The organism is Acidobacteriota bacterium (genome assembly GCA_009838525.1).
In the GTDB taxonomy this organism is placed as follows: domain Bacteria; phylum Acidobacteriota; class Vicinamibacteria; order Vicinamibacterales; family UBA8438; genus VXRJ01.
The window spans coordinates 176,750-203,126 of sequence record VXRJ01000038.1; the positions used below are offsets into that span (position 1 = coordinate 176,750).

The 26,377-nt window shown below is 68.7% G+C and carries 26 protein-coding genes and 1 riboswitch; of the genes, 17 read left to right on the top strand and 9 right to left on the bottom strand.

Translation table 11 applies throughout. The features are described 5' to 3' along the window. Window positions 1-16: 16 nt before the first annotated feature. Window positions 17-1,054 carry a hypothetical protein gene (locus F4Y45_18260; GenBank protein MXY26450.1) on the top strand — a complete coding sequence of 346 codons (1,038 nt, stop codon included), beginning with the start codon at window positions 17-19 and terminating at the stop codon, window positions 1,052-1,054. Here the strand turns inward: F4Y45_18260 and F4Y45_18265 are convergent. Next, on the bottom strand, window positions 1,043-1,720 hold the full coding sequence (locus tag F4Y45_18265; protein MXY26451.1) for a class I SAM-dependent methyltransferase: 678 nt from the start codon (window positions 1,718-1,720) through the stop codon (window positions 1,043-1,045). The two genes, F4Y45_18260 and F4Y45_18265, sit on opposite strands and share 12 nt — an antisense overlap. Further along, on the bottom strand, window positions 1,713-2,861 hold the full coding sequence (locus F4Y45_18270) for a hypothetical protein (GenBank protein ID MXY26452.1): 1,149 nt from the start codon (window positions 2,859-2,861) through the stop codon (window positions 1,713-1,715). The genes F4Y45_18265 and F4Y45_18270 overlap by 8 nt, the downstream gene beginning before the upstream one ends. Window positions 2,862-2,878: 17 nt before the next feature. On the opposite strand from F4Y45_18270, the gene F4Y45_18275 reads away from it, so the two are divergent. Further along, entirely contained in the window at window positions 2,879-3,250 is a 372-nt protein-coding gene (locus F4Y45_18275; protein MXY26453.1) for a DUF423 domain-containing protein, read from the top strand. A 111-nt stretch (window positions 3,251-3,361) separates the two neighbouring features. On the opposite strand, the gene F4Y45_18280 is transcribed toward F4Y45_18275, so the two are convergent. Then, window positions 3,362-4,537 (bottom strand): low specificity L-threonine aldolase, encoded by a 1,176-nt coding sequence (locus F4Y45_18280; protein MXY26454.1) that lies wholly within the window; start codon window positions 4,535-4,537, stop codon window positions 3,362-3,364. A 113-nt stretch (window positions 4,538-4,650) separates the two neighbouring features. Here F4Y45_18280 and F4Y45_18285 point away from each other — a divergent pair, with 113 nt between their 5' ends. The 6 genes from F4Y45_18285 (at window position 4,651) to F4Y45_18310 (ending at window position 10,025) form a co-directional block, all read left to right on the top strand. Next, window positions 4,651-6,393: a PQQ-binding-like beta-propeller repeat protein gene (locus F4Y45_18285; protein ID MXY26455.1), complete on the top strand. Its 1,743-nt coding sequence runs from the start codon at window positions 4,651-4,653 to the stop codon at window positions 6,391-6,393. A gap of 55 nt (window positions 6,394-6,448) precedes the next feature. Further along, the gene (locus tag F4Y45_18290; protein ID MXY26456.1) at window positions 6,449-7,183 is read left to right on the top strand and encodes a hypothetical protein; all 735 of its coding nucleotides are present in this window, start codon (window positions 6,449-6,451) and stop codon (window positions 7,181-7,183) included. A 32-nt stretch (window positions 7,184-7,215) separates the two neighbouring features. Then, on the top strand, window positions 7,216-7,611 hold the full coding sequence (locus F4Y45_18295) for a hypothetical protein (protein MXY26457.1): 396 nt from the start codon (window positions 7,216-7,218) through the stop codon (window positions 7,609-7,611). A gap of 51 nt (window positions 7,612-7,662) precedes the next feature. After that, complete coding sequence (locus F4Y45_18300; protein ID MXY26458.1) at window positions 7,663-8,358, top strand: SDR family NAD(P)-dependent oxidoreductase; 696 nt, start codon at window positions 7,663-7,665, stop codon at window positions 8,356-8,358. Window positions 8,359-8,463: 105 nt separating this feature from the next. Continuing rightward, on the top strand, window positions 8,464-9,453 hold the full coding sequence (locus F4Y45_18305; GenBank protein MXY26459.1) for a YhdH/YhfP family quinone oxidoreductase: 990 nt from the start codon (window positions 8,464-8,466) through the stop codon (window positions 9,451-9,453). After that, on the top strand, window positions 9,453-10,025 hold the full coding sequence (locus tag F4Y45_18310; protein MXY26460.1) for a hypothetical protein: 573 nt from the start codon (window positions 9,453-9,455) through the stop codon (window positions 10,023-10,025). Before F4Y45_18305 ends, F4Y45_18310 begins: the two co-directional genes overlap by 1 nt. 6 nt (window positions 10,026-10,031) lie before the next feature. On the opposite strand, the gene F4Y45_18315 is transcribed toward F4Y45_18310, so the two are convergent. Further along, on the bottom strand, window positions 10,032-10,625 hold the full coding sequence (locus F4Y45_18315) for a cob(I)yrinic acid a,c-diamide adenosyltransferase (protein ID MXY26461.1): 594 nt from the start codon (window positions 10,623-10,625) through the stop codon (window positions 10,032-10,034). Window positions 10,626-10,658: 33 nt separating this feature from the next. Next, window positions 10,659-13,151 carry a TonB-dependent receptor plug domain-containing protein gene (locus tag F4Y45_18320; GenBank protein MXY26462.1) on the bottom strand — a complete coding sequence of 831 codons (2,493 nt, stop codon included), beginning with the start codon at window positions 13,149-13,151 and terminating at the stop codon, window positions 10,659-10,661. Between the two features lie 20 nt (window positions 13,152-13,171). Further along, window positions 13,172-13,371, bottom strand: a riboswitch (cobalamin riboswitch). Window positions 13,372-13,382: 11 nt separating this feature from the next. On the opposite strand from F4Y45_18320, the gene F4Y45_18325 reads away from it, so the two are divergent. Genes F4Y45_18325 through F4Y45_18335 form a run of 3 tightly spaced genes read left to right on the top strand, consistent with a single transcriptional unit; the run spans window position 13,383 to window position 16,314 of the window. Next, window positions 13,383-14,555 carry an adenosylcobinamide amidohydrolase gene (locus F4Y45_18325; protein MXY26463.1) on the top strand — a complete coding sequence of 391 codons (1,173 nt, stop codon included), beginning with the start codon at window positions 13,383-13,385 and terminating at the stop codon, window positions 14,553-14,555. Next, window positions 14,534-15,508, top strand: coding sequence for a cobalamin biosynthesis protein (locus F4Y45_18330; GenBank protein MXY26464.1), 975 nt, complete (start codon window positions 14,534-14,536; stop codon window positions 15,506-15,508). The genes F4Y45_18325 and F4Y45_18330 overlap by 22 nt, the downstream gene beginning before the upstream one ends. Window positions 15,509-15,516: 8 nt before the next feature. Beyond that, window positions 15,517-16,314, top strand: coding sequence for an MBL fold metallo-hydrolase (locus tag F4Y45_18335; protein MXY26465.1), 798 nt, complete (start codon window positions 15,517-15,519; stop codon window positions 16,312-16,314). Window positions 16,315-16,416: 102 nt separating this feature from the next. Here the strand turns inward: F4Y45_18335 and F4Y45_18340 are convergent, their stop codons facing one another. Both F4Y45_18340 and htpG read right to left on the bottom strand, forming a co-directional pair. Next, entirely contained in the window at window positions 16,417-17,772 is a 1,356-nt protein-coding gene (locus F4Y45_18340) for a hypothetical protein (GenBank protein MXY26466.1), read from the bottom strand. A 26-nt stretch (window positions 17,773-17,798) separates the two neighbouring features. Then, entirely contained in the window at window positions 17,799-19,751 is a 1,953-nt protein-coding gene (gene htpG, locus F4Y45_18345; GenBank protein MXY26467.1) for a molecular chaperone HtpG, read from the bottom strand. Window positions 19,752-19,929: 178 nt separating this feature from the next. Here htpG and F4Y45_18350 point away from each other — a divergent pair, with 178 nt between their 5' ends. From F4Y45_18350 to F4Y45_18370, 5 genes are all read left to right on the top strand, one after another. Then, a complete protein-coding gene (locus F4Y45_18350; protein ID MXY26468.1) occupies window positions 19,930-21,234 on the top strand; it encodes a hypothetical protein in 1,305 nt (434 codons plus the stop codon). A 13-nt stretch (window positions 21,235-21,247) separates the two neighbouring features. Beyond that, entirely contained in the window at window positions 21,248-22,126 is an 879-nt protein-coding gene (locus F4Y45_18355) for a hypothetical protein (GenBank protein ID MXY26469.1), read from the top strand. Between the two features lie 47 nt (window positions 22,127-22,173). Further along, window positions 22,174-23,199, top strand: a complete 1,026-nt coding sequence (locus tag F4Y45_18360) for a hypothetical protein (GenBank protein ID MXY26470.1) — start codon at window positions 22,174-22,176, stop codon at window positions 23,197-23,199. A 153-nt stretch (window positions 23,200-23,352) separates the two neighbouring features. Then, window positions 23,353-23,613, top strand: coding sequence for a type II toxin-antitoxin system prevent-host-death family antitoxin (locus F4Y45_18365; protein MXY26471.1), 261 nt, complete (start codon window positions 23,353-23,355; stop codon window positions 23,611-23,613). Further along, the gene (locus F4Y45_18370) at window positions 23,610-24,026 is read left to right on the top strand and encodes a type II toxin-antitoxin system VapC family toxin (protein MXY26472.1); all 417 of its coding nucleotides are present in this window, start codon (window positions 23,610-23,612) and stop codon (window positions 24,024-24,026) included. The genes F4Y45_18365 and F4Y45_18370 overlap by 4 nt, the downstream gene beginning before the upstream one ends. A gap of 127 nt (window positions 24,027-24,153) precedes the next feature. Here F4Y45_18370 and F4Y45_18375 read toward each other — a convergent pair whose 3' ends face one another. Then, the gene (locus tag F4Y45_18375; protein ID MXY26473.1) at window positions 24,154-24,711 is read right to left on the bottom strand and encodes a hypothetical protein; all 558 of its coding nucleotides are present in this window, start codon (window positions 24,709-24,711) and stop codon (window positions 24,154-24,156) included. 114 nt (window positions 24,712-24,825) lie between these two features. Between F4Y45_18375 and F4Y45_18380 the strand changes: the two genes are divergently transcribed. Next, on the top strand, window positions 24,826-25,242 hold the full coding sequence (locus F4Y45_18380; protein MXY26474.1) for a hypothetical protein: 417 nt from the start codon (window positions 24,826-24,828) through the stop codon (window positions 25,240-25,242). Between the two features lie 37 nt (window positions 25,243-25,279). Here the strand turns inward: F4Y45_18380 and F4Y45_18385 are convergent, their stop codons facing one another. Beyond that, window positions 25,280-26,335, bottom strand: a complete 1,056-nt coding sequence (locus F4Y45_18385) for a hypothetical protein (GenBank protein ID MXY26475.1) — start codon at window positions 26,333-26,335, stop codon at window positions 25,280-25,282. Window positions 26,336-26,377: the final 42 nt, after the last annotated feature.

Genomic DNA, 26,377 nt, shown 5'->3' on the forward strand with positions numbered 1-26,377 from the left:
GGCAAGGAGGTTCAACATGACGGTTCGCGGTTTCGTCGTCGCTTGCATGCTGATCGGATTGACGGTGGGCGCGTCCACCGCGACGGCGCAGGGCGGGTACGAGCCGCCGCGGCTGCCGGACGGAAAGCCGGACCTGCAGGGGGTCTGGGACTTTCGCACACTGACGCCGCTGCAGCGGCCGCAAGACCAGGAGAGCGCGATCCTCACGGAGGAAGAGGCGGCCGAGATAGAAGCGCGGTCCGCCGAGCGCAGCGCCGAGCTGAACGCGCCGACCGAACGGACGGGCGAGCTCCTGCCCGTTGGCGGCAACGTGGGCGGCTACAACCACTATTGGGTGGACCAGGGTGCGAGCGTCGTGGGCGATCAGCGGACGTCGCTCATCATGGATCCGCCGTCCGGCCGCTTGCCGGAGCTTCAGCCCGGTTTCGAGCTGGTGGAGTTGTCGCTTGCCGAGGATCGGCCGGGCACTCGCCCCGTGCGGGTCCGCGCCGCCGGCATCGGGGCGGACAGCTATGAGGACCGCGGCCTGGCGGAGCGCTGCCTGCTCGGCTTCAACTCCGGTCCGCCGATAGTGCCGGCCGGCTACAACCAGAACCTGCAGATTTTCCAGACGCCCGACCACGTCGTCATCCTGCACGAGATGGTGCACGACGCCCGCATCGTGCCGCTCGATGGACGCGACCACCTGCCGGAGGGCGTCCGCCAGTGGATGGGCGACTCGCGCGGCTACTGGGATGGAGACACCCTGGTGGTCGAATCGAGGAACTTCACCGAGAAGGTCGCGAGCTTCAATCCGTCGGTCGCGACTTCCATCGGCGAGGGCGACACGCTGCATCTGACGGAGCGCTTCAGCCTTGTCGGGGACGACACGCTGCTCTATGAATTCACGGTGAACGACCCGACGACGTTCACCGCCCCCTTCACCGCGGCGCTGCCGATGAAGCGTGGCGAGGGCATGTTCGAGTACGCCTGCCACGAAGGGAACTACGGGCTCTTCAACATCCTGTCGGGCGCCCGCGCGGCGGAAGAAGTCGCGGCGGATTCACAGCCGTAGCCCGGGCTGCCGGGTGGGGCGGCGGGCGATGATTTCGGCGACGCCGAGATCGTCGCCTGCCGAGGGCCTAGCCGCCCGCTCCGTGCTGTGGAGGATGTCCCACCGCCAGGCCTTCACCTCGCGCTCCAGTTCGCCGGGCTGCAGCACGTAGCGGTGTCCCCTCCCGCCGGCGGGAGCCGGCAGGTGCAGGGCGGCGACGAACAGGCCGCCGGGGCGCGTTCCCGCCCGGACCGCCGCGAACAGCGGCCGGTGGATGAAGTAGCAGTCCACGATCAGGTCGTACGCCTCGCGCGCTATCACGAACCCCGGCGGTTCGGACTCTAGGTCGGCGGCATGCGCCGTGACGCGATCCTCGCAGCCCGCCCTTTCGGCACCGGCGAGCAGCAGGTCCAGGGCGGTCTCGGCGCCGTCAACCGCGTCGACCCGCCAGCCCCGCCGGGCGAGCCAGATGGCATTGCGGCCGGTCCCGCAGGCAAGATCGAGGGCACGCCCCGGATTCACGCCATCCACCGCCGGCGGCAGCAGGGAAGCCGGCGACTCGTCGAAGCCCGGTTCCCGCCCGGCGTAGCGCGCGTTCCACTTCGCGATCTGCCTGTTCACTTGCCGTCCGTCGTCCTGCTGCCGTGCCGCAGATTCGAGCCGCGTGGCGCCGGTGGGGTTACGGATGGGTGCCCCAGACCAATTCGGCCAGGAAGCCGGCCGGGATGCCTACGACGAGAAGGGCCAGGCTGACCAGAAGGAAGCGCGAATAGATGGGGACCTTCAGCGCGCGGTGGGTCAGCGGAACGGCGACCGTCTCGCGCTCGTCGATCGCCGAGTAGGCTTCCTGCAGCCCGTTCTCGGTGGAAACGTCGAAATAGTCGCCGCCGAAATCGCGGATCCGGTCAATCAGCAACACCCGGTCGGAATCCTCCTGCGTAGAGGTCTCGGCCGTCGTGTTGATGTAGATGATGTAGGGGATCACGTCGCGGGCGTTCAGGGCGGCGAGCTCCGCCTCGGGAATCTCGTCGACGTCGGCGTCGGTAATGATGAGCAGGGCGCGGCTTTCCGGCGCCCCCCGGTTGACCACGGAGGCGTCGCGGTCGAAGTGCCGGATGATCGACTGCAGGGCGCGCGTGATGTTCGTGGTTCCCTCGGAGTCGATGATCCGCACCTTGTCCTGGGGGACGAAGAAGCGGTCGCGCGGCGCGCCCGGCTCGCTCGCCAGGATCTTCACCGTCACCCAGGGCGCTCCCATTACCTGGAAGTAGTAGAGCTCGTCGTCGAGAACGAAGTCGTCCACCATGTAGGGGTACGACGAGAAGAGCCAGAGCGAGACCCGGTCGTTCTTCTGCTGTCGCATCTCGAGAAACGCGAGGTGCGCCTCGCGCGCCACTTCAGCGCGCGAACGGTCGCTGTTCGCGAACTCCCATGCCATCGAGAGCGACGTGTCGACCAGGTCGATCCGAACGCGCGACTCCACGTTTCCGGTGACCCGCTCGCTCGAGGTGAGAAACGGATCGGAGAGCGCCACGAGGATCATCACGAGCGCGAGGCCGAGGGCGACCTTGGGTATGGAATGCAGGACGCGGCTGGGCCAGCCTCGATGGAACCGCCGCGGAACCACGTGGCCCGAGTGGCGGCGCGCATGCCGTCGGCGAAGGAAGGCGAGGCGTCCTGCCGTCAGGAGGGCCGCGGTAAAGACCGCCATCGCGACCAGCACGGCGGTGCCGGTGTCGCCGTAGCGGACCTGCGCCAGGTCCGTGGCGAGCAGATCCTGCAGCTCTCCGCTCAGGAACTGCGAGAACGCGGTCCAGTTCGTGAGCACGGCGGTATCATAGACGCATGGTCGCAGGATGGTTCGCAACCGGCGCCGCGTTGTGCGGGGTCGGCGTCATGCTCGGAGCGTTCGGCGCCCACACGCTGCGCGATCGTCTGGGGACGGACATGCTTGCGATCTTCGAGACCGGTGTCCGGTACCACTTCATCCATGCGCTCGCCCTCTTTGTCGTGGCGTGGGCGGCGTCGCGCTGGCCTGGCCCGTTCGTCAATGCCGCCGGGTGGTTGTTCGTCGCGGGCATCGTGATCTTCTCCGGCAGTCTGTACATCCTCTCCATCTCCGGTATCCGCTGGCTGGGGGCCATTACCCCGATCGGCGGCCTCTGCATGATTGCTGGATGGGCGCTACTCGCGGTGGCTGCCTTGCGCGCTTCCTGAGGCGATCCGTCTCCAGCCCGCGCGGCCTTGCCGAACGCGCGCGGGCGCCACGGTGCGCCGGCCTCCAGGCCGGCATCCGTTCAACGCCGCGACCCGCGCCGTAACGGGCTCCTATAGTGAGGCCACGAACAAATCCGCCAGCTCCTCGGCCGGCCGGCGATTCCAGGTTTCGTTGACGCCGACCAGGATGCGTCCGTTCCGCGCTGCTCCGACCGCCACATCCGCGTCGCGCAACCGGCGTCTGAACGCGGCGATGTCGCGGGCCCCTACCGTCAGCCAGGAAAGGTTGGTTCCGCTCGCGACCGGTTCGATCGAGAAGGCGTCGTGCCGGCCGATCCTCTCGGACCAGGCGCGCGAGACGTCAATGGCCCGGCGGTAGCGGCCGACGAAGCCGGGCAGGTAGTGGTGCGCCATGGCGGCGAACGGCCACGCCGCCGGCAGGCCCGCCCCGAACATCCGCCGCGTGTGGTACATGCCGTCGAGCAGGGCACGGGGGCCGGCGAGGATCGCCCCGGACGGTGCGTTGAAGTACTTGTAGAGCGATACGTAGACGGTGTCGAAGGGCGCCGCGTACTCCGCGACGTCGCGGTCCTCGTAGGCCGCCTGCAGGAAGATGCGCGCCCCGTCGAGATGGAGGCGGATACCCTCGCGCTGCGCCAGCGAGACTATGCGGCTCAGCTCGCGCGGGTCGAAGGTGGCTCCGAAGTGCCGGCGGACCGGCGTTTCGATCGAGATGACCCGGATCGGCGCGCTGACCCGTCCGCTGGCCGTGCGGTCCAGGGTCGCTTCCACGTCCTCGGCCGTGAAATCCGGACGCCCGGCGCCGAGCGGGATGAGGGTGATGCCGCTGAGCGTCTGCACGCAGTCGCCCGAGTCGTTGTACAGGTGGCTGTCTGCCTGCACGATGGCGCGTCCGGCGCCACCGGCCAGCGCGCGCACCGCGAGATGGTTGGCGAGCGTCCCGGTGGGCATGAAGACGGCCCGTTCCTTGCCGAGCAGCTCCGCGAACACGTTCTCGAGCCGCTCGACGGCGCCGCCGTTCGAGTAGGAGTCGCGCGCCACGTCGCCACCGGCGGTCAGCTCGGCCAGGAGCTGCGCCGACTCCGCCGGGGTCAGGCCGAGGCCGTCGCCCGACATGCGCACCTCCCGCGTATCTTCCAGCGCCGTGGCCGCTGGCTTGGCCGCCGCCGATCCACGCCGCGCCTCCACCGGGCTCGCCCCGGCGAGGCCGTAGCCGACGCCGAGCGTGCCGACTTCCAGGAAACGCCGCCTGTCGATGGTCGTCATGGCTTGCCGCTCCCTCCCCGATCACTGCACCTTACGCCGCTGGGCGGCAGAAGACAACGGCGCGTCGCCCCTTCCGGGTGATTCGACTATGCTTTCCGGCTGGAGGTCGATTGATGACGCATAGGCACGGATTTACGGCGGGTTCGGGCGTGGTGGCGGCTGTGGCCGCGGTCGTGGTGCTGTTCCTCGGCGCGACTTCCCCGGCCGCGGGGCAGAACGTCGACTGGCGCCTGCACAATCTCGACCTGCACGGGAGCCGATACGCCGAGATCGATCAGATCACGCCCGAGAACGCCCACCGGCTGGAGCCGCGCTGGCTGTTTCAGCATGGCGTCATCGACGGCGTGAGCAACCAGACGACGCCGATCGTCATCGATGGCGTCATGTACCTGACCGACTCGCGGGGCAGCGTCTACGCCGTCGACGCTCACAACGGCCATCACCTCTGGACCTACGACGTGACCAACCAGCTCGGCGGGGGCCGGGAGGAGGGCTACATCTTCCGCCACCGCGGTCCCACCTACGAGGACGGCGTCGTGTACAGCGCCGCCGGGTCGTTCATTTTCGCGCTCGATGCCGAGACGGGGGAGCCGATCGAGACCTTCGGCGACAACGGCCAGGCGTCGGTCATCCTCGATGTGCTGCGCCTCCGCTATCCCGATGTCGAAACCGCCATTTCGATGGGCTACTGGTTCACGACGGCGCCGCAGATCCACGACGGCGTCATCTACGTCGGATCGACGCGGAGCGAGAGCCTGATTCCGGGGGGGCACGTTCTGGCCGTCGATGCGAGGACGGGCGAAGTGCTCTGGCACTTCAACACGATCCCGCAGGACGAGAACGATCAGGGTTGGGACATAGCCGGTCCGACCTGGGTTGGCGGCGGTCGAGAGGGCGGCGGCATCTGGGAGACGCCGTCGATCGACCCGGAGCTGGGCCTGCTCTACGTCGCCGTAGGCAACCCGTTCGGCGACAGCACGAAGCGGTCCGGCCTGAATCTCTTCACCGACTCGGTCCTGGCCCTCAGTCTCGACACGGGCGAGTTGCGCTGGTACTACCAGCTCGTCCACCACGATGTCTGGGACTACGACAACGGCAGCCAGCCGATCCTGTTCGACATCGAAGTGGACGGCGAGCGGGTGCCCGCGCTGGCGCAGGCGAACAAGAACAGCTTCGTGTATCTGCTGAACCGGGAGACCGGCGAGCCGATTCACTCGATAGTCGAGACCCCGGTGCCGACCGAGACCGATCGGGAAGGGGAGGAGCCGTGGCCGACACAGCCGATCCCGCACACCGCGGCCGGCGAGCCGATGCTGCCGGCCTCGCCGATCTTCCCGGAGGCCATCCCCGCCGATCATGCGGAGGGCAAGACCCTCGTGCCGATTTTCACGCCGATGGCGCCGGATCAGATTTTCGCTCCCGGCTACGGCGGCGGTCCGAGCTACGGGCCCCTCGCCTTCAGCAAGGAGACGGGTCTGCTTTACGTCAACGCGATCGATCAGCCCTTCAATTCGGGACGCGGTCCCCGGATGTTCTTCACGGCCTACGATCCCACGACCGGCGAGATGGTCTGGCGGCGGATCTACGAGGGGTACGGCCAGGCGGGGCCGGTGGTCACTTCCGGCGGCGTCGTGTTCGTCGGAACCGGGAGCAACCTCGCCGGCTATTTCTTCGCGATCGACGCGCGGACGGGCGAGGAGCTCTACCGCTTCAACACCGGCGCCGGGGTCTTCTCGTCTCCCTCGGTCTACATGGTGAACGGCGAGCAGTTCGTCACCGTCGCGTCGGGTGGGGGCGACCGGGGCCGGCGGGGCGGCGCCCTGATCCTCGCCTTCGCCCTGCCGAAGGAGGATTGACCGCCGGCCGGTGTAGAATCGCGGCAGGACGACGCAAGCGAGAGGTTCAGCGACCATGCCGAGATGGGTGGATGTACGGCGGACGCGGGTGATCATCGTGGCGGCCCTGCTGTTGTGGGGCGCGCCGGGAGTCGGGTTTGCACAGGACGCTGTGGAGATCCCGGATCTGGAAGGCACCTGGGACGGCGGGCCGGGTTCGCGGCCGATCAACGGCCCGAACATGCCATGGGTGCCGGGAGAGAACTTCCCGGTGCTCAACGAACGGGGCCTGGCGTACCAGGAGGCGTTCGACGAGGCGATCGCGGCGAAGTACGACTGCGTGCCGTCGACGCCGCCGGCGCTGATCTACGACCCCTACATGATGGAAGTGGTGCAGTGGCCCGATCGCGTGCTGCTCCGCTACGAGAAGGACGACCAGTTGCGCACCGTCTGGCTGGACGGCCGTGAGCCGACGGCGATGGACTACAGCCTGCAGGGCGTGTCGGTCGGTCACTACGAGGATGGCGCGCTGCTGGTGACGACCACGCACTTCACGTTCGACATCAGCGGCTTCGACGACTACAACGGCATCCCGTCGTCGCAGCTCAAGAAGGTGACGGAGCGCTACTGGCGTGAAGGGGAGCAGTTGAAGGTGACGGTCACGGTGGAGGACGAGCTGTTCCTGCGCGAGCCGGCGGCCTTCACGACGCAGTGGAACCCGGCGCCGGAGGACTACAAGCTGCAGTCCTACGAGTGCGACCCCGAGATTGCGCGCCTGCCGGTGAAGTTCATGGTCCCGAAGTATCGGTAGCGGCGCCGGTAACGATGAAGGAGGGTAGATCGGTGAGAATCCTGCTTTGGACAGCGGCAGCCGCGGGAGCGGTGGCCATCGCGTTCGTCCTGACCGGCGCGCCCGCGACGGCGCACCACGCGAGCGCCCCGTTCTACGACAACACGAAGAGCGTGGAGGCGGTCGGCACGGTTACCCGCTTCCTGTTCCGGAATCCCCACTCGTTCCTCTTTCTCGACGGCGAGGATGAGAACGGCGAGACGATCCACTGGGAGATCGAGATGGGCACCGCCGTCTCCATGAGCCGCCGCGGCTGGAGCCCCGAGACCATCAAGGTGGGCGACACCGTCCGCGCCGTCGGGCAGCCGTCCCGCGCTCCGGGAACGCACGGCATGTGCTGCGCCGAGCTGACGAGGGCGGACGGCGGTCCGATCCGTCCGGCGGACTGACGATCCCTCCCTGCCTTCCCGCCGCGGTTCGGTGGGACGCCCGTTCAGTTCATGGAGAGACAGCGATTTCTGATCACGGGCGCGAGCCAGGGAATCGGCGAGGCGCTCGTGCGTCTGGCTCGCGAGCGCGGGCATGACGTGGTCTTTACGGGCCGGGACGAGGCGCGGATTGCCGCTGTTGCGACCGCGACGGGCGCGCACGGAATCCGGGCGGACGTGGCCGTCGCCGAGGACAACCAGCGTACGGTCGACGCGTGCGTCGAACGCATGGGCGGACTGGACATTCTCGTCAACAACGCCGGCGTCGGCTACGCCAACCCGCTCGGCTCGATTGACATGGACCGGATGCGGGCCCTGTTCGACATCAACGTGTTCGGCCTGGTCGACCTGACGAACCGCGTCGCGCCGATGCTGAAGGCGCAGCAGAGCGGCGCCATCATCAACGTCGCGTCGACCTCCGGCATGAAGGGCGCGGCGGGCGGGACGGTGTATGCCGCCAGCAAGTGGGCGGTGCGCGGCATCAGCCAGTGCTGGCAGGCGGAGCTGCGGCCGCACGGCGTTCACGTCATCTCCGTGCTGCCGTCGGAAGTGCAGACCAACTGGATGGGGAAGACCGGCCGCAACAACCCGAACAAGTTGTACGCGGTCGACATCGCCCGGACGATCATGTCGGCGCTGGAGATGCATCCGCGCGCGTTGTGGCCGGAACTCGCCATCTTCGCCAACAACCCGTGGAAAGAGGACTGAGGGTATGGACCTGGCGGAAGTGGACTATCTGGCGGTGGGGTTGGAGCCTGCCTCGATCGTGGTCATGGCCGTGGTTCTGGAGTTGTGGAGCTAGCGCCCCCTCAGATGCCGTTTCGCGCGTTCCGGGTTGAGAAGACGGAAGACGGCCGGTTCGTCCGGAGCATCGTCGAACGGGAAGTGGTCGATCTGCCCGAAGGCGACTTGCTGATCGATGTCACGTGGTCGTCGCTCAACTACAAGGATGCGCTCTCGGCCATCGGCAACCCGGGGGTGACGCGCAGTTTCCCGCATACGCCCGGTATCGACGCCGCGGGCACGGTCGTCGAATCCGCCTCGCCCGACTTCTCACCCGGCGACGCGGTCATCGTCTGCGGCTTCGATCTCGGCATGGGCACGCCGGGCGGGTTCGGGCAACGGATCCGCGTGCCGGCGGGCTGGGCCGTCGCGATGCCGCACGGTCTGGATGCGCGCAGCAGCATGATCCTCGGGACCGCCGGGTTCACGGCGGCGCTCTCGGTCGACAAGCTGGAAGCGGCCGGCATGACGCCGGACGGCGGTCCCGTAGTGGTGACCGGCGCGACGGGCGGCGTGGGATCGGTTGCCGTCATGCTGCTGGCGAAGCTGGGCTACGACGTTCACGCGGTCACCGGCAAGGCGTCGCGCCATGACTTTCTTCGCAGCCTCGGCGCGAGCACGATCCTCTCGCGCGAAGAGGCGCTGGAAGGCGCGAACAAGCCGCTGCTGTGGCCGAAGTGGGGCGGCGCCGTCGATACGGTCGGCGGGCCTATTCTCTTCAACGTGATCAAGGCGCTCCGCTACGACGCGAGCGTCGCCGCCTGCGGCCTGGTGGCGTCGCCGGAGGTCCCCGCAACGGTCTTCCCGTTCATTCTGCGGGGCGTCAACCTGCTGGGAATCGACTCCGTCGTGCCGCCGCTGGAGCGGAAGCGTGAGATCTGGAACCGGCTGGCCGGACCGTGGATGCTCGACCTCGAGGCGCTGGTCGTGCCGCTGACCCTCGACACGCTGTCGGAGGCAATCGACCGGATCCTGGCCGGCGAAATGGCGGGCCGGGGCGTGGTCGACCTGAACGGATAATGCAGCGGTGCATCTCCGCGTCCTCGGCGGCGGCGTTCGCGCTGCTGCTCGGTCTCCCGGGCTGCGCGGCGGAAGTGGAGCCGCCGCCGTTCCGGCCGACCGCGACGGTCGAGGAACTGATGCGCACGATGATCGATCCGGCCGCCGACGCGGTCTGGGATGCGGTCGTCGTTGACGCCACCCCCGATGGGATCATCGAGATCGTGCCGGAGTCCGAGGGTGACTGGATCCGGCTGCGGCGCCAGGCCGTGACGCTCGCCGAGTCCGCCAACCTGCTGCTCGTGGAGGGACGCCGGATCGCGGCGCCGACGTCACGCTCGGAGCTGCCCGGGATCGACCTCCACCCGGACGCGATTCAGACCCTGGTCGATGAGGACTGGCAGACGTGGGTCGAGGTGTCGCAGGAGTTCACCGCGGCCAGCCTGACCGTCCTCGAGGCGGTCGACGCGCGTGACGTCGACGCGCTGCTCAACGCCGGCACCGAGCTGGATCTCGCGTGCGAGGCGTGTCACGCGGTCTACTGGTATCCCGGGTTCTCCGATCCGCGGCCCGCGGACGACACTCAGGACTGAGGTCCGTCACCAGGCGCGGGACCAGTTCGGTCCGGGCCGATCGTCAGTCCGGAGGGAAGCGTCGAGGCCCGCCTGGTGTTCCAGGAGACGGCCGCACAGCCAAAGCAGGTCCGAGAGCCGGTTGAGATAGGCGAGCACGGGCGGCCGCACTTCCGCTCCCGCTTCCATCAGGCGGACCGCATCCCGTTCGGCGCGGCGGCAGACGGTGCGGGCGACGTCGAGGGCTGACGCGACCGGATCTTCACCCGGCAGCGACCAGTCGCCCAGGACCCCCTCGATTCCCTCGATGCGATGCACCTCGCCGGTGAGACGCTCGACCATGGCGTCGGTCACGCGGCTGAGCGGGCGTCCGCTCCGCGTCTCGGGCGCGTTCGCCGGTGTGACGAGCTCGCCCCCGACGACGAACAGCTCGCGCTGGATCTCCTTCAGCAGGGCGCCCACCGGCTCGTCCCGGCAGATGGATCGGGCCAGGCCGATCTGCGCGTTCAGTTCGTCCACCGCGCCGCACGCCTCGATGTGAGGCGACGACTTGCGGACGCGGGTCCCGCCCAGAAGACCGGTCTCGCCGCCGTCGCCGCGCGTCGTGGCAATACTGCTCATGGTTTCCCTCTCCTCTTGTGTCCGGGGCGTTGATCAGTCGCCGCCCAGCGTGACCGACACCCCGGAGCGGAAGGCCGCCCCGAGCGACGGGAAGCCGGTTGCCGCCGCGTAGTCCTGGTCCAGCAGGTTCTCGATGCTCGCGAACCAGCGTACACGCGGGTGGAGTCGCCAGGACGTGCTCAGGTCGATCTTCTGGTAGGCCTGACCCAGGTCGCGGTTGGGTAGCAGCATCGACGGGCCGAAGAACGGATCGGCCAGGAACGTGCTGCCGTCCGACTTTCCGGAGAAGAAGCCGGCGAGCGTCACTTGACCCGAGCCGAGCAGGTACGACACGCGCAGGTTCGCGACATGCCGGGGCCGGCGGAACGGGCGTTCGCCCACCAGCGGGGAGTACTGGCCGATGGCGATGTCGGGCCACGCGGGATTGAAGACCGGGGCGAGGGCGCTGCTGCTGAACGATGCCGTCACCTCCGCGTCGACGTACGCGTACGACCCGAACATCTCGATGTTGCCGGCGCGCAGGTCGGCGGAGGTCTCCAGGCCGCGCGCCCGGAATGACGAGGCGTTGACGTTGGCCCCGAACGGCACTGCCGCGGCGGCGTCGGTCGCCACGCCCAACTGGGGCAGCACCGACTTGTTGACGTACTCAACCTGGTCGGTGAACACGTTGTCGAACCAGGCGGCCCGCAGTTGCAGGTGTCCTCCGGCGAGGGTCTGCTCGACGCCGACGTCGAACGTCCGGCTCCGTTCGGGCCCGATCGGCGCGATGCCGAACCGGGAAACGACCTCCGCGCCGCCGTCGAGCGACTCGAGGAGCGTGAAGAGCGACTGTGTCTGGTTGAAGACGGACGGCGCCTTGATGCCGCGGCCGGCGTTGACGGTCAGCTTTGTAGCGCCCACGCTGCCGCCGTCGGCCGCCGGCGTGCGGGCGTAGAACGCCAGCGAGACACGCGGCGTGACTGCCCGGCCGAACAGGCCGTTCCGTTCCACGCCGAGGCCGCCGGTGGCGAACAACCGGTTGCCGCCGCTGGCCTGGGCTTCCACGAAGGCTCCGCTGTTGACCCGCTGGATCTCGCCGCTGCTGCCGGAGCGGCCTTGCTCCCGCTCGATCCGGGCTCCCCCGGTCAGGTCGAGTGCGCCGGTCACCCGGTACGTCGCCCGCCCTGACACGAAGCGGCGGGTCGTGTCGGACTCGAAGACGGACGGATAGGCGCCGCCGTAGTCGAGGATGGCGCGCCCGGTGACGCTGTAGCCGTTCGCGCCGGTCACCGTCACCGTGTCGCCGAGGTAGTTGGCGCCGAAGCCGAACGGATCGAACGCCTCGCCGGTCGGTGCGGGATTGGAGAAGACGTAGTCGCGCTCCATGGATCCGAACTGCAACGCCGTCTGCAGGCGGCTGGTCACCTGGGAGTAGGCGGTCACTCCCACGAGCGTCAGCAACTGGGTCTGCGACGCGTCGTCCGGCCGGCCGTAGTAGAGGATGCCGTTGGGCGCCTCGTAGTCCGCGTCCATGCGGCGGACGGTGATGCTGATGTCCGTCGACGTGCCGAGCCGGATTCCCAAGCGGCCGGCGCCGGTCACGTTGGCATAGGCGTTGTTGGGCACCTCGTTGCCGGTCCGGAATCGCGAGACGTCGGCGAAGTAGTCGATCCGCCCGTTCAGACCGCCGAGCGACAGGGCGTGGCGTGACGTGCCGAAGTTGCCCCCATCGGCCGTGTAGGCGACGGTTGGCGTCTGCGTCGAACCGCGCGGCGTCGTCAGGCTGATGACGCCGTTCAGCGCGTCGGCGCCGTAGGTCACGCTGTTCGCGGCGCGCAGCACCTCGACCCGCTCGACGCCGGTTGCGGCGACGGTGGCCCACGCGAACGCCCCGCCGATATCGTTGGCCGGCACGCCGTCGATCAACACCTTGTTGAAGTCGGAGTCGCCGCCCCGAATGAAGACCGACGTCGTGCCGCCGCGTCCCGCCGTCTGCACGATGTTGGCGGACGGGGTCAGGCGGAGCGCTTCGAGAATGTCGACTTTCTCCAGGCGGTCGAGCGTCTCGGACGTCACCACCATGGCCGGCGCGCCGCTCCGCGCCTGCGGCAGGTCCGCCGCGGCGGCGGTCACTACGACGTGCTGCGCGATCGGCCCGATGGTCAGCGCGAGCGTGATCGTCGCCGTCGAACCGGCGCTCACGAACACGTGCGCCGCCAGCGGCTCGAATCCGCCGGCGCGCGCGGTGACGACGTAGCGTCCCGGGGCGAGGTGGTCGAACGTGAAGCCGCCGTTCGCCGCGACGGACGTCTCGGCCACTGGACTGCCGTCGCGCAGGACCGTGACGACGCCGCCCACCCCGCCGCCCAGTTGGTCGGTGACGACGCCCTCGATCCGGCCGGAAGTCTGCTGCGCGTGCGCAGGTGCGCTGAACAGACCGGGAACGGGGGAGAAGAAAAGAAGCAGCGCCGCGGCCGCGGCGCCCCCGATGGACCGCATCCGAACCTCCAGTCGGCGTCTCCACGCGCCGAGCATGCGGTGCGGCATCGGTCACGCCGCGCCCGCAGGTTTACCGATTCCCCGACGCCTGGTCTCCTGACTCGTGGATCGACACGGTGCGGCAACGCCTTCCCATGCCCGCGGCACAGTGGCTGACGCTGAAGCGTCGCTTGCCGCCCGCTCCCCACTTACAGTGGCGGGACCGTGTGGGTTTCTCACCCACTTCCCAACTCGTCGGGGCGCGAACAGTGGCCGAGAGTGTAGCATGCCGCCGACGCGATGAACCCGAAGACCCCGGAAGCGACGGCGGCGATAGGAGACGCGGCGGACGTGTTGCACGGCGACGGTCAATTCATCGCGCGGCGCAGCGGCAGGTTCCTGGTGGTCGAACTGCTGATGCCGCACCGGGTAGTCAGCACGTCGGCGCACCAGGGTGGTGAGCAGGAAGACCTGCGCTACCTCGTGAACCATCAGAGCTGTGAGGCGAGCGGCGATACGGCGCGCCACGAACTGATCAGCCGGCTCGGGCTTCCGGCGTACCACCGCGACGTTTGTGGCGAGATTGGCATCGATCCGGACCGGGCGGCGGTGATGGGAACCGCCGCCAACATGGCGTGCGCCGCCCACCGGTCCGCCGGGTTCGAGGAACTGCGGGCCGACGCGTTCGTGACGGCGGGGGTAGCCGGCAACGCCACGCGGGCCGGTGAGCCGGCATCCTGGCATGAGACGGACGATGGCAGTTGGCGCCGTGTCAACCCCATGGCCGGCACGATCAACACGCTCCTGCTGATCAACGTCCCGATCACGTCCGCCGCGCAGGCGCGCGCGGTGGTGACGATGACGGAGGCGAAGTCGGCCGCACTGGCGGACCTCGCGGTCCCTAGCCGCCGGTCGCCGGCGATCGCCACCGGCACCGGGACGGATCAGTTCTGTATTGCCGCGCCGCTCGATCCCTCGCGCCGGTCGCGCGAGTCGACCGGCCCGCACGCCAAGCTGGGCGAGCTGATCGGCGTCGCCGTCAAGGAGGCGACGGCGGAGGCGTTGCGGTGGCAGAACGGACTGGAGCCTTCGTATACCCGCGGCCTCGCGCACGCTCTGGGACGCTTCGGCTTTGCCGAGGCGGAGGCGCTCGAACGGCTTGCCGAGCTGCTCCCGGAGTCACAGCATGCGTTGCTCGAGCGCAACCAGCGGGCGCTGTTCTACGACCCGGGCGTCGCTGCATCGGCCTACGCGATCGCTGCCGTGCTCGATCGCATCGCCGCCGGGACCCTGCCGGCCGGTTACGCCGCCGAGGCGCTCCGCCACCAGGCGGCCTCGCTCGCCTGCGCGGTGTCGGCGCGGCCATTGGACTGGGTTTCGTTCCATGCCGCGCTGGGAGACGCGCGTGATGACAGTCCGGTGGATCTGGTGTTGCGCGCCATAGCCGTCGGCTGGGCCGCGAAGTGGACCTGACCTTCCTCGCACCCCGCGCCGATCTGCTGGTCGCCGCGGCCCTGGCGGATCTCGTGTTGGGCGATCCGCGCTACCGGTTTCATCCGGTCCGTCTCATTGGCCAGGCACTCGTCTTCCTCGAGGCGCGCCTGCGCGCCGTCGGTTGCGACGGCTATGTGGGGGGCTGCGTTCTGTTCGTGCTCCTTGTCGCCGCGAGCGGCGGCGCCGCGGGGATGGTCCTGGTTGTTCTCCAGGGTCTTCATCCCGTCGCCGCGCTGGCGGGACATGGCTTTCTGCTGTACAGCCTGCTTGCCCTGGGGGACCTGTTCGCGCACGGCCGTGCGATCGACGCGGCGGCCAACGCCGGGGATCTCGACGGCGCGCGCCGCGCCGCGGCGCGACTCGTCGGCCGCGACGTCGAGCGGCTGGATGCCGCGGGCTGCCGCCGCTGCGCGATCGAGAGTTTCGGGGAGAGCCTGGTGGACGGCTTCGTCTCGCCGATCGCGTGGTATGCAGTGGCGGGACTGCCCGGTCTGGTGATCTTCAAGCTGGTAAGCACCATGGATTCGATGGTCGGCTACCGGACCGAGCGCTACGCCCGCTTCGGTTGGTGCGGGGCTCGACTGGACGACGCGATGAACCTGCTGCCGGCGCGGGCGGGGTGGCTCCTGATCGCCGTGGCGGGAGCAGTGGTCCCGGGGGCATCGGGCGTTGCGGCGGCGCGCGTTGGCTGGTCCCAGCACGCCGTCGTGCCGGGGCCGAACGCCGGCTGGAGCGAGACGGCCCTGGCGGGCGCCATCCGCCGGCGCCTCGCGGGCCCAATCCACTTTCAGGGGCGACTGGTCACCGATCGCTGGATCGGGGAACCTGACGATCCTCCGGGCGGGAGCTCGACCGACTATCGACTGGCCGGCCGCGTGGTCGCGGTGGCGGCTCTCCTGACCGTCGTTGCCGCCGCCACCTGGCTGGCGTAGCTGCTAGGATGGCGGACATGTCCCGACTGCCTTTCGCCGTTACCGTCGTTGCCGCGCTCGTCTGCGTTGCCGCCCCGGCGGCGTCGCAGGAACCGCATCGAATCGCCGCCGATGGCGGCGACATCGTGATCACCCCGATACTGCACGCGTCGGTGCAGGTGGAACACAACGGGACGGTCGTTCACGTCGATCCGTGGAGCGCCGGCGATCTCTCGCGGGCGAAGCAGGCCGACCTGATCCTGGTGACCGACGATCCGTCTCATCATCTGGACCCGGACGCCATCACGCAGCTCCGGAAGCCGGGCGCGCCGGTCGTCCTGACGGCGGCGGCGGCCGAGCGGTTCGACGGGGGAGACGTGCTCGCGAACGGTGAGCAGGGCGTGTTCGCCGGCATTCCCGTCGAGGCGGTTCCCGCCTACGACATGACGCCGGGCCAGCCCTGGCATCCCAAGGGGGAGGCGAACGGCTATGTCGTCACGCTGGGCGGCCAGCGCATCTTCTTTTCCGGCGTCGGCGAGTGCGTGCCGGAAATCCAGGCGCTGCGCGACATAGACGTCGCCTTCATGCCGATGAACCTGCCCGTCGATCGAATGCGCCCGCGGCCCGTCGCCGAATGCGTCAAGACGTTCGGACCGTCGGTCGTCTACGTGTACCACTACGACAACGCGTCGGCAGGCTGGTTCGGCGACCGGAGCCGGCAACGCCCGGACAATGCGTCCCAGGTCGCCGCGACTATTCAGGCGTTGCGGGACGCGCTGGACGGAGAGCCGATCGAAGTGCGCGACGCCGAATGGTATCCCCGTTAGCGCCAGCGGTGCGCCGGCGTCCACGCCGGCTTTGATTCTCTTGCCGGCCTGGAGGCCGGCGCACCGTAGTGAAGCCAGCGCGCTCGCCGCGTAACCGGCGCGTCAGTAGGTTCCCGGCAGGCGGGAGTCGAGCACCATCTCCTCCGTCAGCGTCGACCCGAATCCCGGCGCGGTGGTCGCGACCGCATCGCCGTTCTCGAAGGGCGGCGACATCGCCTCCAGGATGGGCGAGCCGGCCGGAAAGCTCTCCGCCATCGTGCAGCTCGCGGCGGTAAGGGCGATCGGCAGGCCCCAGACGCTGCCGCCGCGGTGCGGAATGAGCTCCAGGCCCGCCCCTTCCACCAGATCGCGGATTCGCCGCCCCGCCGTCAGGCCGCCGCACCAGGTGATGTCGGGCTGCAGGATCTCCGCCGCACCCGTGCGAACCAGGACGTCGAAGCCATGCTCGGTGTACTCGTGCTCGCCGCAGGCGACGCGCGTCCATCCGGGCCCGCCGCCCCCGATTCGCTGAACCAGCTCGGCGTAGCCGAAGACGTCGTCCGGCGAGAGCAACTCCTCCATGAAGTAGAGGTTCGCGTCGCGTAGCTGTTCGGCGAAGCCGACCGCCCACTCGACGGTGCCGTTGCGGGACACGCAGTCGGTCATCAGGTTGCCGTCGGGACCCACCGCATCGCGCGCCTCCAGCACGGACTCCACCAGGCGCGCCTGATCCGCGGGGGTCGTGTGCGGCCCGACCGGGGCCGATCGCTTGAAGTGGCGGATCCCCCGCGCGCGGCCCTGGGCGACGTCGCCCCCGGTCTGATAGATGGCGAGCCGGTCGCGCGAGACGCCGCCGATCATCTCGTGAACCGGACGCCCCGCGTGCTTGCCGGCGATATCCCAGAGCGCGTTGTCGACCGCGCTCAGCGCCATGACGAAGAGGCCGCGCCGACCGTAGAAGAGCGCCGAGCTGTACATCTGGTCCCAGAGCTGCTCGGCGTTCAGCGGATTCGCGCCGACGACGAGGTGTTGCAGGTGGCCGTCGATGACTTCGACCGCCGCGGTGCCGCCCGCCCCCATCCCGAAGCCGGTGATGCCCTGGTCGGTCTTGATGACGGCGATGATCGCTGACGGCAACTGCTCGAACGGGCCGCCCCAGCGCCAGCGCCGCCTGTCGTCGTCGCCGGAGAACGTGGGTGGGTCGAGGAGGCCTTCCGATCGCTGGTTGATGTAGATGGGGTACGCGTTTACCTCTTCAACCGTGATCGGCGGTCCCTGGGTGCGCCACGCCTCGGCCTCCGTGGCGCGACTTGCGCCCGCCGCCGCCGCGAGCGCCGCGAAGCTCGTCATGCGTTGCAGGAAATGCCGGCGACTGGGGTGAGCGGGCCCTGGCGGGCGCGTTGGAAGTTCCGCTGGCGCGGAACTTCTACGGAGCAAGCTCCTGCCGGACGGGACGCCGCGGTAGTTCGTGCATGCCATGACTCGTCGCTCCTGTCGACGCCTGACTAACTGCCGGGGGGTGTCCAGAGCCGGGGCTTTCCCTCGCCCGCCATCTCGAGCAGCAGCCGATTCAGCCGCTTGACGAACGTCGCGGGGTCCGCCAGGTGACCGCCTTCCGCCAGCATCGACTGGTCGAACAGAACGTGGCTCCAGTCGCGAAAGCGATCGTCGTCGGTCTCGTCCTTGAGGCGAGTCACGATGGGATGCGTCGGGTTGATCTCCAGAACCAGCGGGATGTTCGGCACCGTCTGCCCTGACGCCTGGAGTATCCGCTGGAGATTGGCGCTGAGGCCGGGCGCGTCGCTCACCAGGCAGGCGGGGGACTCGGTCAGCCGATGCGTCAGGCGGACGCCCGACGCGCGGTCGCCGAGCGCCTGCTGCATCCGTTCCGTCAGCGGCTTGAGGTCCGTGTCCGTCGGTTCCTGCGGCTGCGTCTCCTCGTCGGTTTCGGCCAGCTCGCCCAGGTCGAGGTCGCCCTGCGCCACCGACTGCAGCGGCTTGTCGTCGAACTGCGGGAGGTGCGCGACCACCCATTCGTCCACCCGGTCGTGCAGCAGCAGCACTTCGACGTCCTTCTTCCGGAACACTTCGAGGTGTGGGCTCTGGCGCGCCGCGTCGAAGCTGTCGGCCGTCACGTAGTAGATCGCCTTCTGGCCGTCCCGCATCCGGCCCACGTAGTCGGCGAGCGAGACCGACTGCTCCGGCGTGTCGGTATGCGTCGACGCGAAGCGGAGCAGCGGGGCGATCCGATCCTGATTGCCCGAGTCCTCGCCGATCCCTTCCTTCAGGACGCGGCCGAACTCCGCCCAGACGGTCCTGTAGGTCTCCGGCTGCTTGTCGGCCAGTTCCTCGAGGCGCGCCAGCGTCCGTTTGACCGCCGTGTTCCGGATGGCCTCGACGTCGCTCGAGTGCTGCAGGATCTCGCGCGAGACGTTGAGGGGCAGGTCGTTCGAGTCGATCACGCCCCGAATGAACCGGAGGTAGCCGGGCAGCAGCTCCTTGGCGCCGTCCATGATGAACACCCGGCGCACGTACAGCTTGACGCCATGGCGTCGCTCGCGGTCCCAGAGGTCGAACGGCGCGTGCCGCGGGACATAGAGCAGCAGCGTGTAGTCCTGCCGCCCCTCGATGTGGACATGGGTGTGCGCGAGCGGCGCTTCGATGTCGTGCGCGATCGACTGGTAGAACTCGTCGTACTGCTCCGCCGTGATCTCCGACTTCGGCCGCGTCCAGAGGGCCGAGGCGGTGTTTACCTGCTCGGCCACGTCGGTGTCGCCGGTGTCGAGCGGTTTTCCGGCCGGCCGCGCCTTCGGCATCCGGATCGGGATGCTGATGTGGTTGGAGTACTTCAGGACGATGGACTGCAGGTGCGCCGCGTCGAGCAGCTCGTCCTCACCCTCCCGCAGGTGCAGGGTCACGTCCGTGCCGCACGCCGCCCTCGAGGCGGCTTCCAGCGTGTAGTCACCCTCGCCGGAGCTCTCCCAGCGCACGGCCGCCTCTTCCTCGGAAGACCCGGCCCGGCGCGTCGTCAGCGTCACCCAGTCGGCCACGATGAACGACGAATAGAAGCCGACGCCGAACTGGCCGATGAGCTGCGCGTCGTGCGCCTGATCGCCGGTGAGCTGCTGGACGAACTCGCGTGTGCCGGAGCGGGCGATCGTCCCGATATTGTCGATCACCTCCTCGCGCGACATGCCGATCCCGTTGTCCGAGACGGTAATCGTGCGGTCCCCGGCGTCGATCGTCACCTCGATCACGAGCTCGTCGTCGGATCCGAGGAGAGCCGGGTCTGTCAACGCCTCGAAACGGAGCTTGTCGCAGGCGTCCGAAGCGTTCGAGATCAACTCGCGGAGGAAGATCTCCTTGTTGGAATAAAGCGAATGAACCATCAGGTCGAGAAGCTGTCTTGCCTCGGCCTGGAAGGCGTGAGTGGTCTTGGCGGCGTCAATCTCCGGCACGGTAGTACTCCTGTTCAGCCCTGCCCATCGGACCAATCCGACAATCTATCACGGCAGAAGTTGCGCGACAGCGGAACTTCCAACGCGCCCGCAAGGGCGCGCGACCGCCCCATTGACAACGCTGCGTGATCGGCGCAAAGTTACCTAGATCGGCTGTTGATTCAGGAGGCAAGGCCCCATGAGAGCCCACGCGAGAATCCGTTCGGCCGGACCGTTCGGCGTCGCCGTTGCTGCCTTGTTCGCCCTGTCGGCCGCCCTGCCCGTCAGCGCCGCCGCACAGGCCGATTCGGACATCACCTTCACGAAGGACGTGCTCCCGATCCTGCAGGATTCCTGCCAGACCTGCCACCGGGAGGGCGCCATCGCCCCGATGTCGCTGATGACCTACGAGGAGACCCGTCCCTGGGCGCGGTCCATCCGCGAGAAGGTGACGACCCGCGCCATGCCCCCGTGGTTCATCGACAAGACGATTGGCGTGCAGGGCTTCAAGTACGACCGGTCGCTCAACGACGATCAGATTGCCACGATCGCCAGTTGGGTCGACGCGGGCGCGCCGCGCGGCAACCCGGCCGACGCGCCGCCGCCGCGCGAGTTCGCCGACCGCGACATCTGGCATATCGGAGAGCCCGACTGGATCGTGCCGATCCCGGAGCCGTTCGTCGTACCGGCGGACGGCGCCAACTGGTGGGGCGACCTCTTCTCGGATTCGGGCCTGACCGAGGACCGCTGGATCAGCGCCGTCGAGACGAAGCCGTCGGCCGAGGGCTTCCCGGTCGTGCACCACGCGGTGACGCGGCTGCAGGAGTCGGAGGATGCCGACGAGGGGGACTTCCTGAACGAATATGCCCAGGGAAAGAACGGCGACATTTTCCCGCCCGGCACGGGCCGCCTGGTGAAGGCGGGATCGGTCATCCGTTTCAACATGCACTACGCCTCGATCGGCGAGGAGCGGACGGACCGGACCAGTGTCGGCCTCACCTTCTATCCGGAGGGGGAGGAGCCGGAGCACGAGCTGTTCTCCCGCGCGCTCGCGCAGAACTACGACCTCGACATCCCCTCGGGGGAAGAGGACATCCGGCACGACAGCTACCACCGCTTCGAGAACAACGTCCGGCTGACCGGATTCCAGCCGCATCTGCACAACCGGGGCAAGCGGCAGTGCATCGAGGCGATCTATCCGACCGGTCAGACCGAGATGCTCAGTTGCGCCAACTGGGACTTCGGCTGGCACATCGTCTACAACTACGCTGACGATGTGCAGCCGCTGCTGCCGGCGGGCACGATGATGCACACCATCACCTGGCACGACAACTCGCGCGCCAACCGGTGGAATCCCGACTCGCGGAACTGGGCGGGGTTCGGCCAGCGGTCGAGCGACGACATGAGCTTCACGTGGACCAGCTACTACGAGCTGGATGACGACGAGTACGCCGCCGCGGTCGAGGAGCGGAAGGCCGCCGCCGCCAACAACAACGACAATTGACGGAGGCGGGACGATGCGGCTGCTGAGACTTACGGCCGCGCCGGTGGCGGCGGTTGCGGGACTGCTGCTCGCCGTGCCCGTTACCGCCGGCGCGCAGATGCGGTACGACCGGGGCCAGACCGTGGCGCCGGTCTTCGAGGGTTGGGAGCGGAACCCGGACGGTACCTACACGATGGTGTTCGGGTACATGAACCGCAACTACGAGGAGATGCCGGACGTCCCGGTCGGCCCGGACAACCGGTTCGAACCGGGTCCCGCCGACCGCGGCCAGCCGACCCGCTTCTACCCCCGCCGCCAGCAGTTCGTCTTCCGGGTGCAGGTGCCGGCCGACTGGGGCGAGCAGGACCTGATCTGGAACCTGACCGTTCAGGGCAAAACGGAGCAGGCGTTCGGGTCGCTCTGGCCGAGCTGGGAGATCGACGACGGCGTGGTCAAGGCGAACCGCGGCATGGGGATCCAGGGCGCGCCGGCGGACAATCAGCGTCCGGAGATCGCGGTCCGGGGCGGCGCCGAGTTGCGGGTGGCGGTGGGCGAGCCGCTGACGATCACGGTGGACGTGAGCGACGACGGAATTCCCGGACCGCGTCCGGCGCCAGCGAACGACGAGCAGCGGGCGGCCCGGGAGCGGCGCCGGCAGCTCGCGCATCCGATGAACCAGGCCGTGGTGAATGCCTTCGACGCGGGGGAGACCGGCCTGGCCGTTACGTGGATCCACTATCGCGGTCCGGGCGAAGTGACCTTCGATCCCAGGGTGATTTCGATCGAAGGGGGACGCGGCGGGGAAGCGACCACCACGGTTCGCTTCTCGGAGCCGGGAACGCATCTGCTGCGCGTCCACGGAGACGATTCCATCAACGCCACGCCGTTTGACGTCACGGTCACCGTGCGGTGATGGCCGGAAATGGCGACGTCACGGGCAGCAGTGAAGGAGACGACGTGATGCACCGGTATACGGGACGGCAAGGGATGACGGCGGGCGCGGGTAGCGTGGCCTGCGCCGCCCTGGCGCTGATGATTTTCGGATTCGCGGCGCCCGCGGGCGCCCAGGGCGCGCCGGACGGCTGGGAGCCCGAGCGCCTGGCCGATGGCCAGCCGAACATCCAGGGGATGTGGAACAACACGCGCGCCATGTTCACGCCGCTCGAGCTGCCCGAGGAGCTGGCGGGCCGCGACGACATCACCACCGACGAGCTGCGCGAGCGGGCGTCGGAGCGGGGCAGCGGCCGGATCGAGCGGAGCGAGTGGCGCGGCCACGAGAACAACCGGGGCGGCGTCGGCGGCTATGGCCTCTACTGGTTCGACTGGTACTTCGACGAGCCGACCGACATCGGCCAGGCGTCCATCATTGTCGACCCGCCGAACGGACGCGTTCCGGAGCGGACGGCGGATGCGCGGGAGCGGATTGCGCTGAACATGGCGCAGTTGCACGACTCCTACGCCAACATGGAAACCGGCGACCGCTGCATCTCGCGCGGCGTGCTCGGCATGATGATGCCGACCGAGTACAACAACGGCACGCTGATCCTGCAGCCGCCGGGCTATGTCGTCTTCCACAGCGAGATGATTCACAACGCGCGGATCATCCCGATCGACGACACCCCGCACGTGGATGACGGCATTCGGCAGTGGGAAGGCGATCCGCGCGGCCGCTGGGAAGGGAACACGCTGGTCATCGAGTCGACCAATTTCCGCGCGGTGCGGAACATGCGGGGCCCGACGGCGGGGACGCGCTCACGCCAGTCCGAGGCGCAGCGGATCGTCGAGCGGATCACGATTGTCGGCCCGGATGCCCTCCGGTACTCCGTGACCATGGATGATCCGGAGACCTACACCGGGCCGTGGACGGCGTCCTTCCCCTACGACCGGGACGACAACTACCTCCAGTTCGAGTACGCCTGCCACGAGGGGAACTACTCGGTTCCCAACGCGCTGGCGGGCGCCCGCGTGGAAGAGGCGGAACCGTAGGCTGAGGGAGACGACGCCAGCCTGTTCCGTCGGACGTGCCGTCGAGGCAATCCTCCGTCGCTCGGGAGCGATGCTGACGGCCCCGATCTGATAAACTAGTTTGGCATCTAGTTGGTTAAACACCCCCGTTTCGGTGGGTGGCAGGAGGCTGTCATGCGAGAGGTCGGCGCATTCGAGGCGAAGACGCATCTGTCGGGCCTGCTCGACGATGTCGCCGCCGGCGAGACGGTGACTATTACCAAGCGCGGCAGTCCCGTCGCGCGTCTGGTTCCGGTCGATGATCGGGAGCGGCGAGCGGCCGACGACCGCCGCAGAGCCCGGGATGCGGGTGATGCCCTCCGCGCTCTGCGAGCCCGCTTCGGCGGCGCGACGGTTGAAGAAATCCTGGAGCTACGCGACGAGGGGCGCAGATGAACGGACCCGTCGTCGATTGTTCGATAACCGTCGCTTGGGTTCTGGGGGACGAAGAGTCCACCGCAACTCTGGCAGTGCTCGAGTTGGTGCAGCAGCAAGGCGCCGTCGCCGCCGCGGTCTGGTGGGCCGAGGTGAGGAACGCCCTGATCCGGGCCGAACGCCGCGGTCGAATGAGTCTCTACGGCACGGAAGTGGCGCTGGCGGCGCTGGATGCACTCGCGATACGCCTTGACGGCCTGCCCGACAGTGTCCCCGTTCTCGCCCTCACGCGCGCGCATCGACTGTCGGTTTACGACGCGATGTACCTGGAACTGGCCCTGCGGGAGCGTCGCCCGCTGGCCACGCTCGACCGGCAGCTCGCGGTCGCGGCGCGAGCGGCGGGGGCCGAGGTCCTGGGTATATCGGTGGCGTGACCGGAGCATACGGCTCCCGGAGCGAGGTGAGGGTGGCTTGGAGCAGGTGCCTTCGCGTACACGACAACGGCCCGACCCTCGTGGAGGGCCGGGCCGTTGAACAATCCTCCCCGCCGTCGCGTCGCGGCTACCGTCCGGGGACCATCAGATGGGCGGCCGTCGTGCCCGCCTCCATGATCCAGACCATGTCCGCGCGCCGCTCCGCCGGGAGCCCGAGCGAGTCCGCCGTGGCGTTCGGCACCGCAATCGTGATGTGGGCGTTCGCGCTCGCCTGATCGCGGCCGCTCACCGAGTACCAGACGGTTCCGAACTCCGCCAGCACGCGGGTGCCGTTGGCCTCCGCCTCGGCCATCATGGCGCGACGGGCATCGGCGTCGTCCCCCGCCTCGAGCGCAAACTGCCGGTTCTGCTCGAACCGGGGCAGATTCCCCTCGGCGGAGCATTGCACGGCGAAGTCAGCCGTTCCCGGTACGTCCGAGCGGTCCCAGCAGACCAGGCCGTTCTGGCTCTCGCGGACGACGACCCGGTTACCGTTGGCGTCCCAGCGCACGACGCCCGCCTGTTCGGCGAGCCGTTGGGGGGCGGCGACCGTGGCCTTGGCGATCACGTCGGCGTCCGATTGCGCGTTTGACGTAGCGGGCGCCGCGAGCAGCGCGGCGATGGCGATGAGCAGGTAGCGTCCCATGTCTTGATCCTCCTCCGGAAAAGGCCGGTCGCGGCTATTCTAATCTAGCAGGCCGTATAGGGACTGCCGGCGTCTATACTGCGGTAACGCGGCCGACGCCGGAAGGGGAGGGGGATGGCGTTTCGACGCGCGGGCGTGATCCGCTGGCTCGGGCTCGTTGCGATCTTCGTGCTGCTGGCCACGCGGCCGACGGACCTCGGGCGCGCGGCGCAGGGCCGGCAGGGCTCCGGCGAGGAGCTGGCCGAGGACTGCACCCTCTACTTCGAGTTCCTCGGGCGAACCGGCGCCGGACGCCAGGAGACTTTCGAGATCGACCCGTTCGGAATGGGCTACTGCGCCGGCCTGGTGCGCGGGGTGGCGGAATCGGCGAACCGGTTGATGCCGGGCGCCGTCTGCCTCCCCCCGGACACGACGGCGGCGCAGGCGGTGTGGGTAGTCGTCAACTACCTGCACGAGCACCCGGAGGTGCGCCGCACCGCCGACACCACGATTGTCCTGACCGCCCTGCGTGGCGCGTTCCCGTGCGACTAGCGGACCGCTAGTACTTCGCTCCGCCGCCCGCCACGCGTCAGGGCATCACGCGCACGTACTTCCGCAGCATGCGGGGACGCGGCTCGCCGCCGTAGAGGTTCCCCTCGGCGTCGACCGCGACGAACTCGGCGCCGTTGCCGGCCGGGTCGCGCGGGTCGCCCCACGGGAACAGGACGAACTCGTTCACCCAGCCGGTCTCCACGTCGCCGATCCGGATGCCCATCTCGAAACCGGGGTTCTGCAGGTCGTCGGACTCGGAGTCCGCGACGTAGATGCGCCCGTGCGCGTCGAACGAAATCCCGCTCGGCCGGCCGAACTGCAGCCACTGGGCGATGAACTCGCCCTCCTGGTCGAAGATCTGAATACGGTTGTTCGACCGGTCGGCTGTGAAGACGCGTCCGTCGTTGTCGAGGGCGATCGCGTGCAGCGTCCGGAACTCGCTCGGCCCGTATCCGGTCTGGCCCCATTCCTTGATGTACGTGCCGTCGGGCGCGAACTTCACGACGCGGTTGTTGCCGTCGTTCTGGTGTCCGTCGGCGACGAAGATGCTGCCGTCGTCCGCCACCACGACATCGGACGGCGCATTGAAGTGGTCGCGTCCGCCGCCCGCTTCGCCGGGGGTGCCGAGGGTCATCAGCCTCTCGCCGGTCGAGCTGAACTTGACCACGATGTGGCCACGGTCGCCGCCCTCCGGCGTCCGCGCCGCGGCCACCGAGTCGGTCACCCAGACGTTACCGTCCGGATCGATGTCAATGCCGTGCGGCCAGATGAACATCCCGCCGCCGAAGCTCTCCGCCACCGTCCCGTCGGGCCGGAACTTGACGACCGGATCGAGGTCGGAGTCGAGGCATTCGTAGCCGAAACGCTCCGGGCCGGCGTCACAGCGCAGGATGGCCCAGATGTGCCGGCCGTCGTTGTCGACCGTCGCGTCTCCGACCGCTCCGATTGCCCGGCCGTCCGGAAGCGTCGCCCAACCGTCGACCATTCGGTACGGATTGGGATAGGTCTGGCCGCTCAGGTCACCCAAGGCGCTCACGGCGACGATCACCGCCAGGGCCGCGACGATTCCGATACGTCTCGCTGTCTCCATCATGGTTGTTCCCTCGTTTCTGCTTGTTCCTGATCGTGCTTGCCG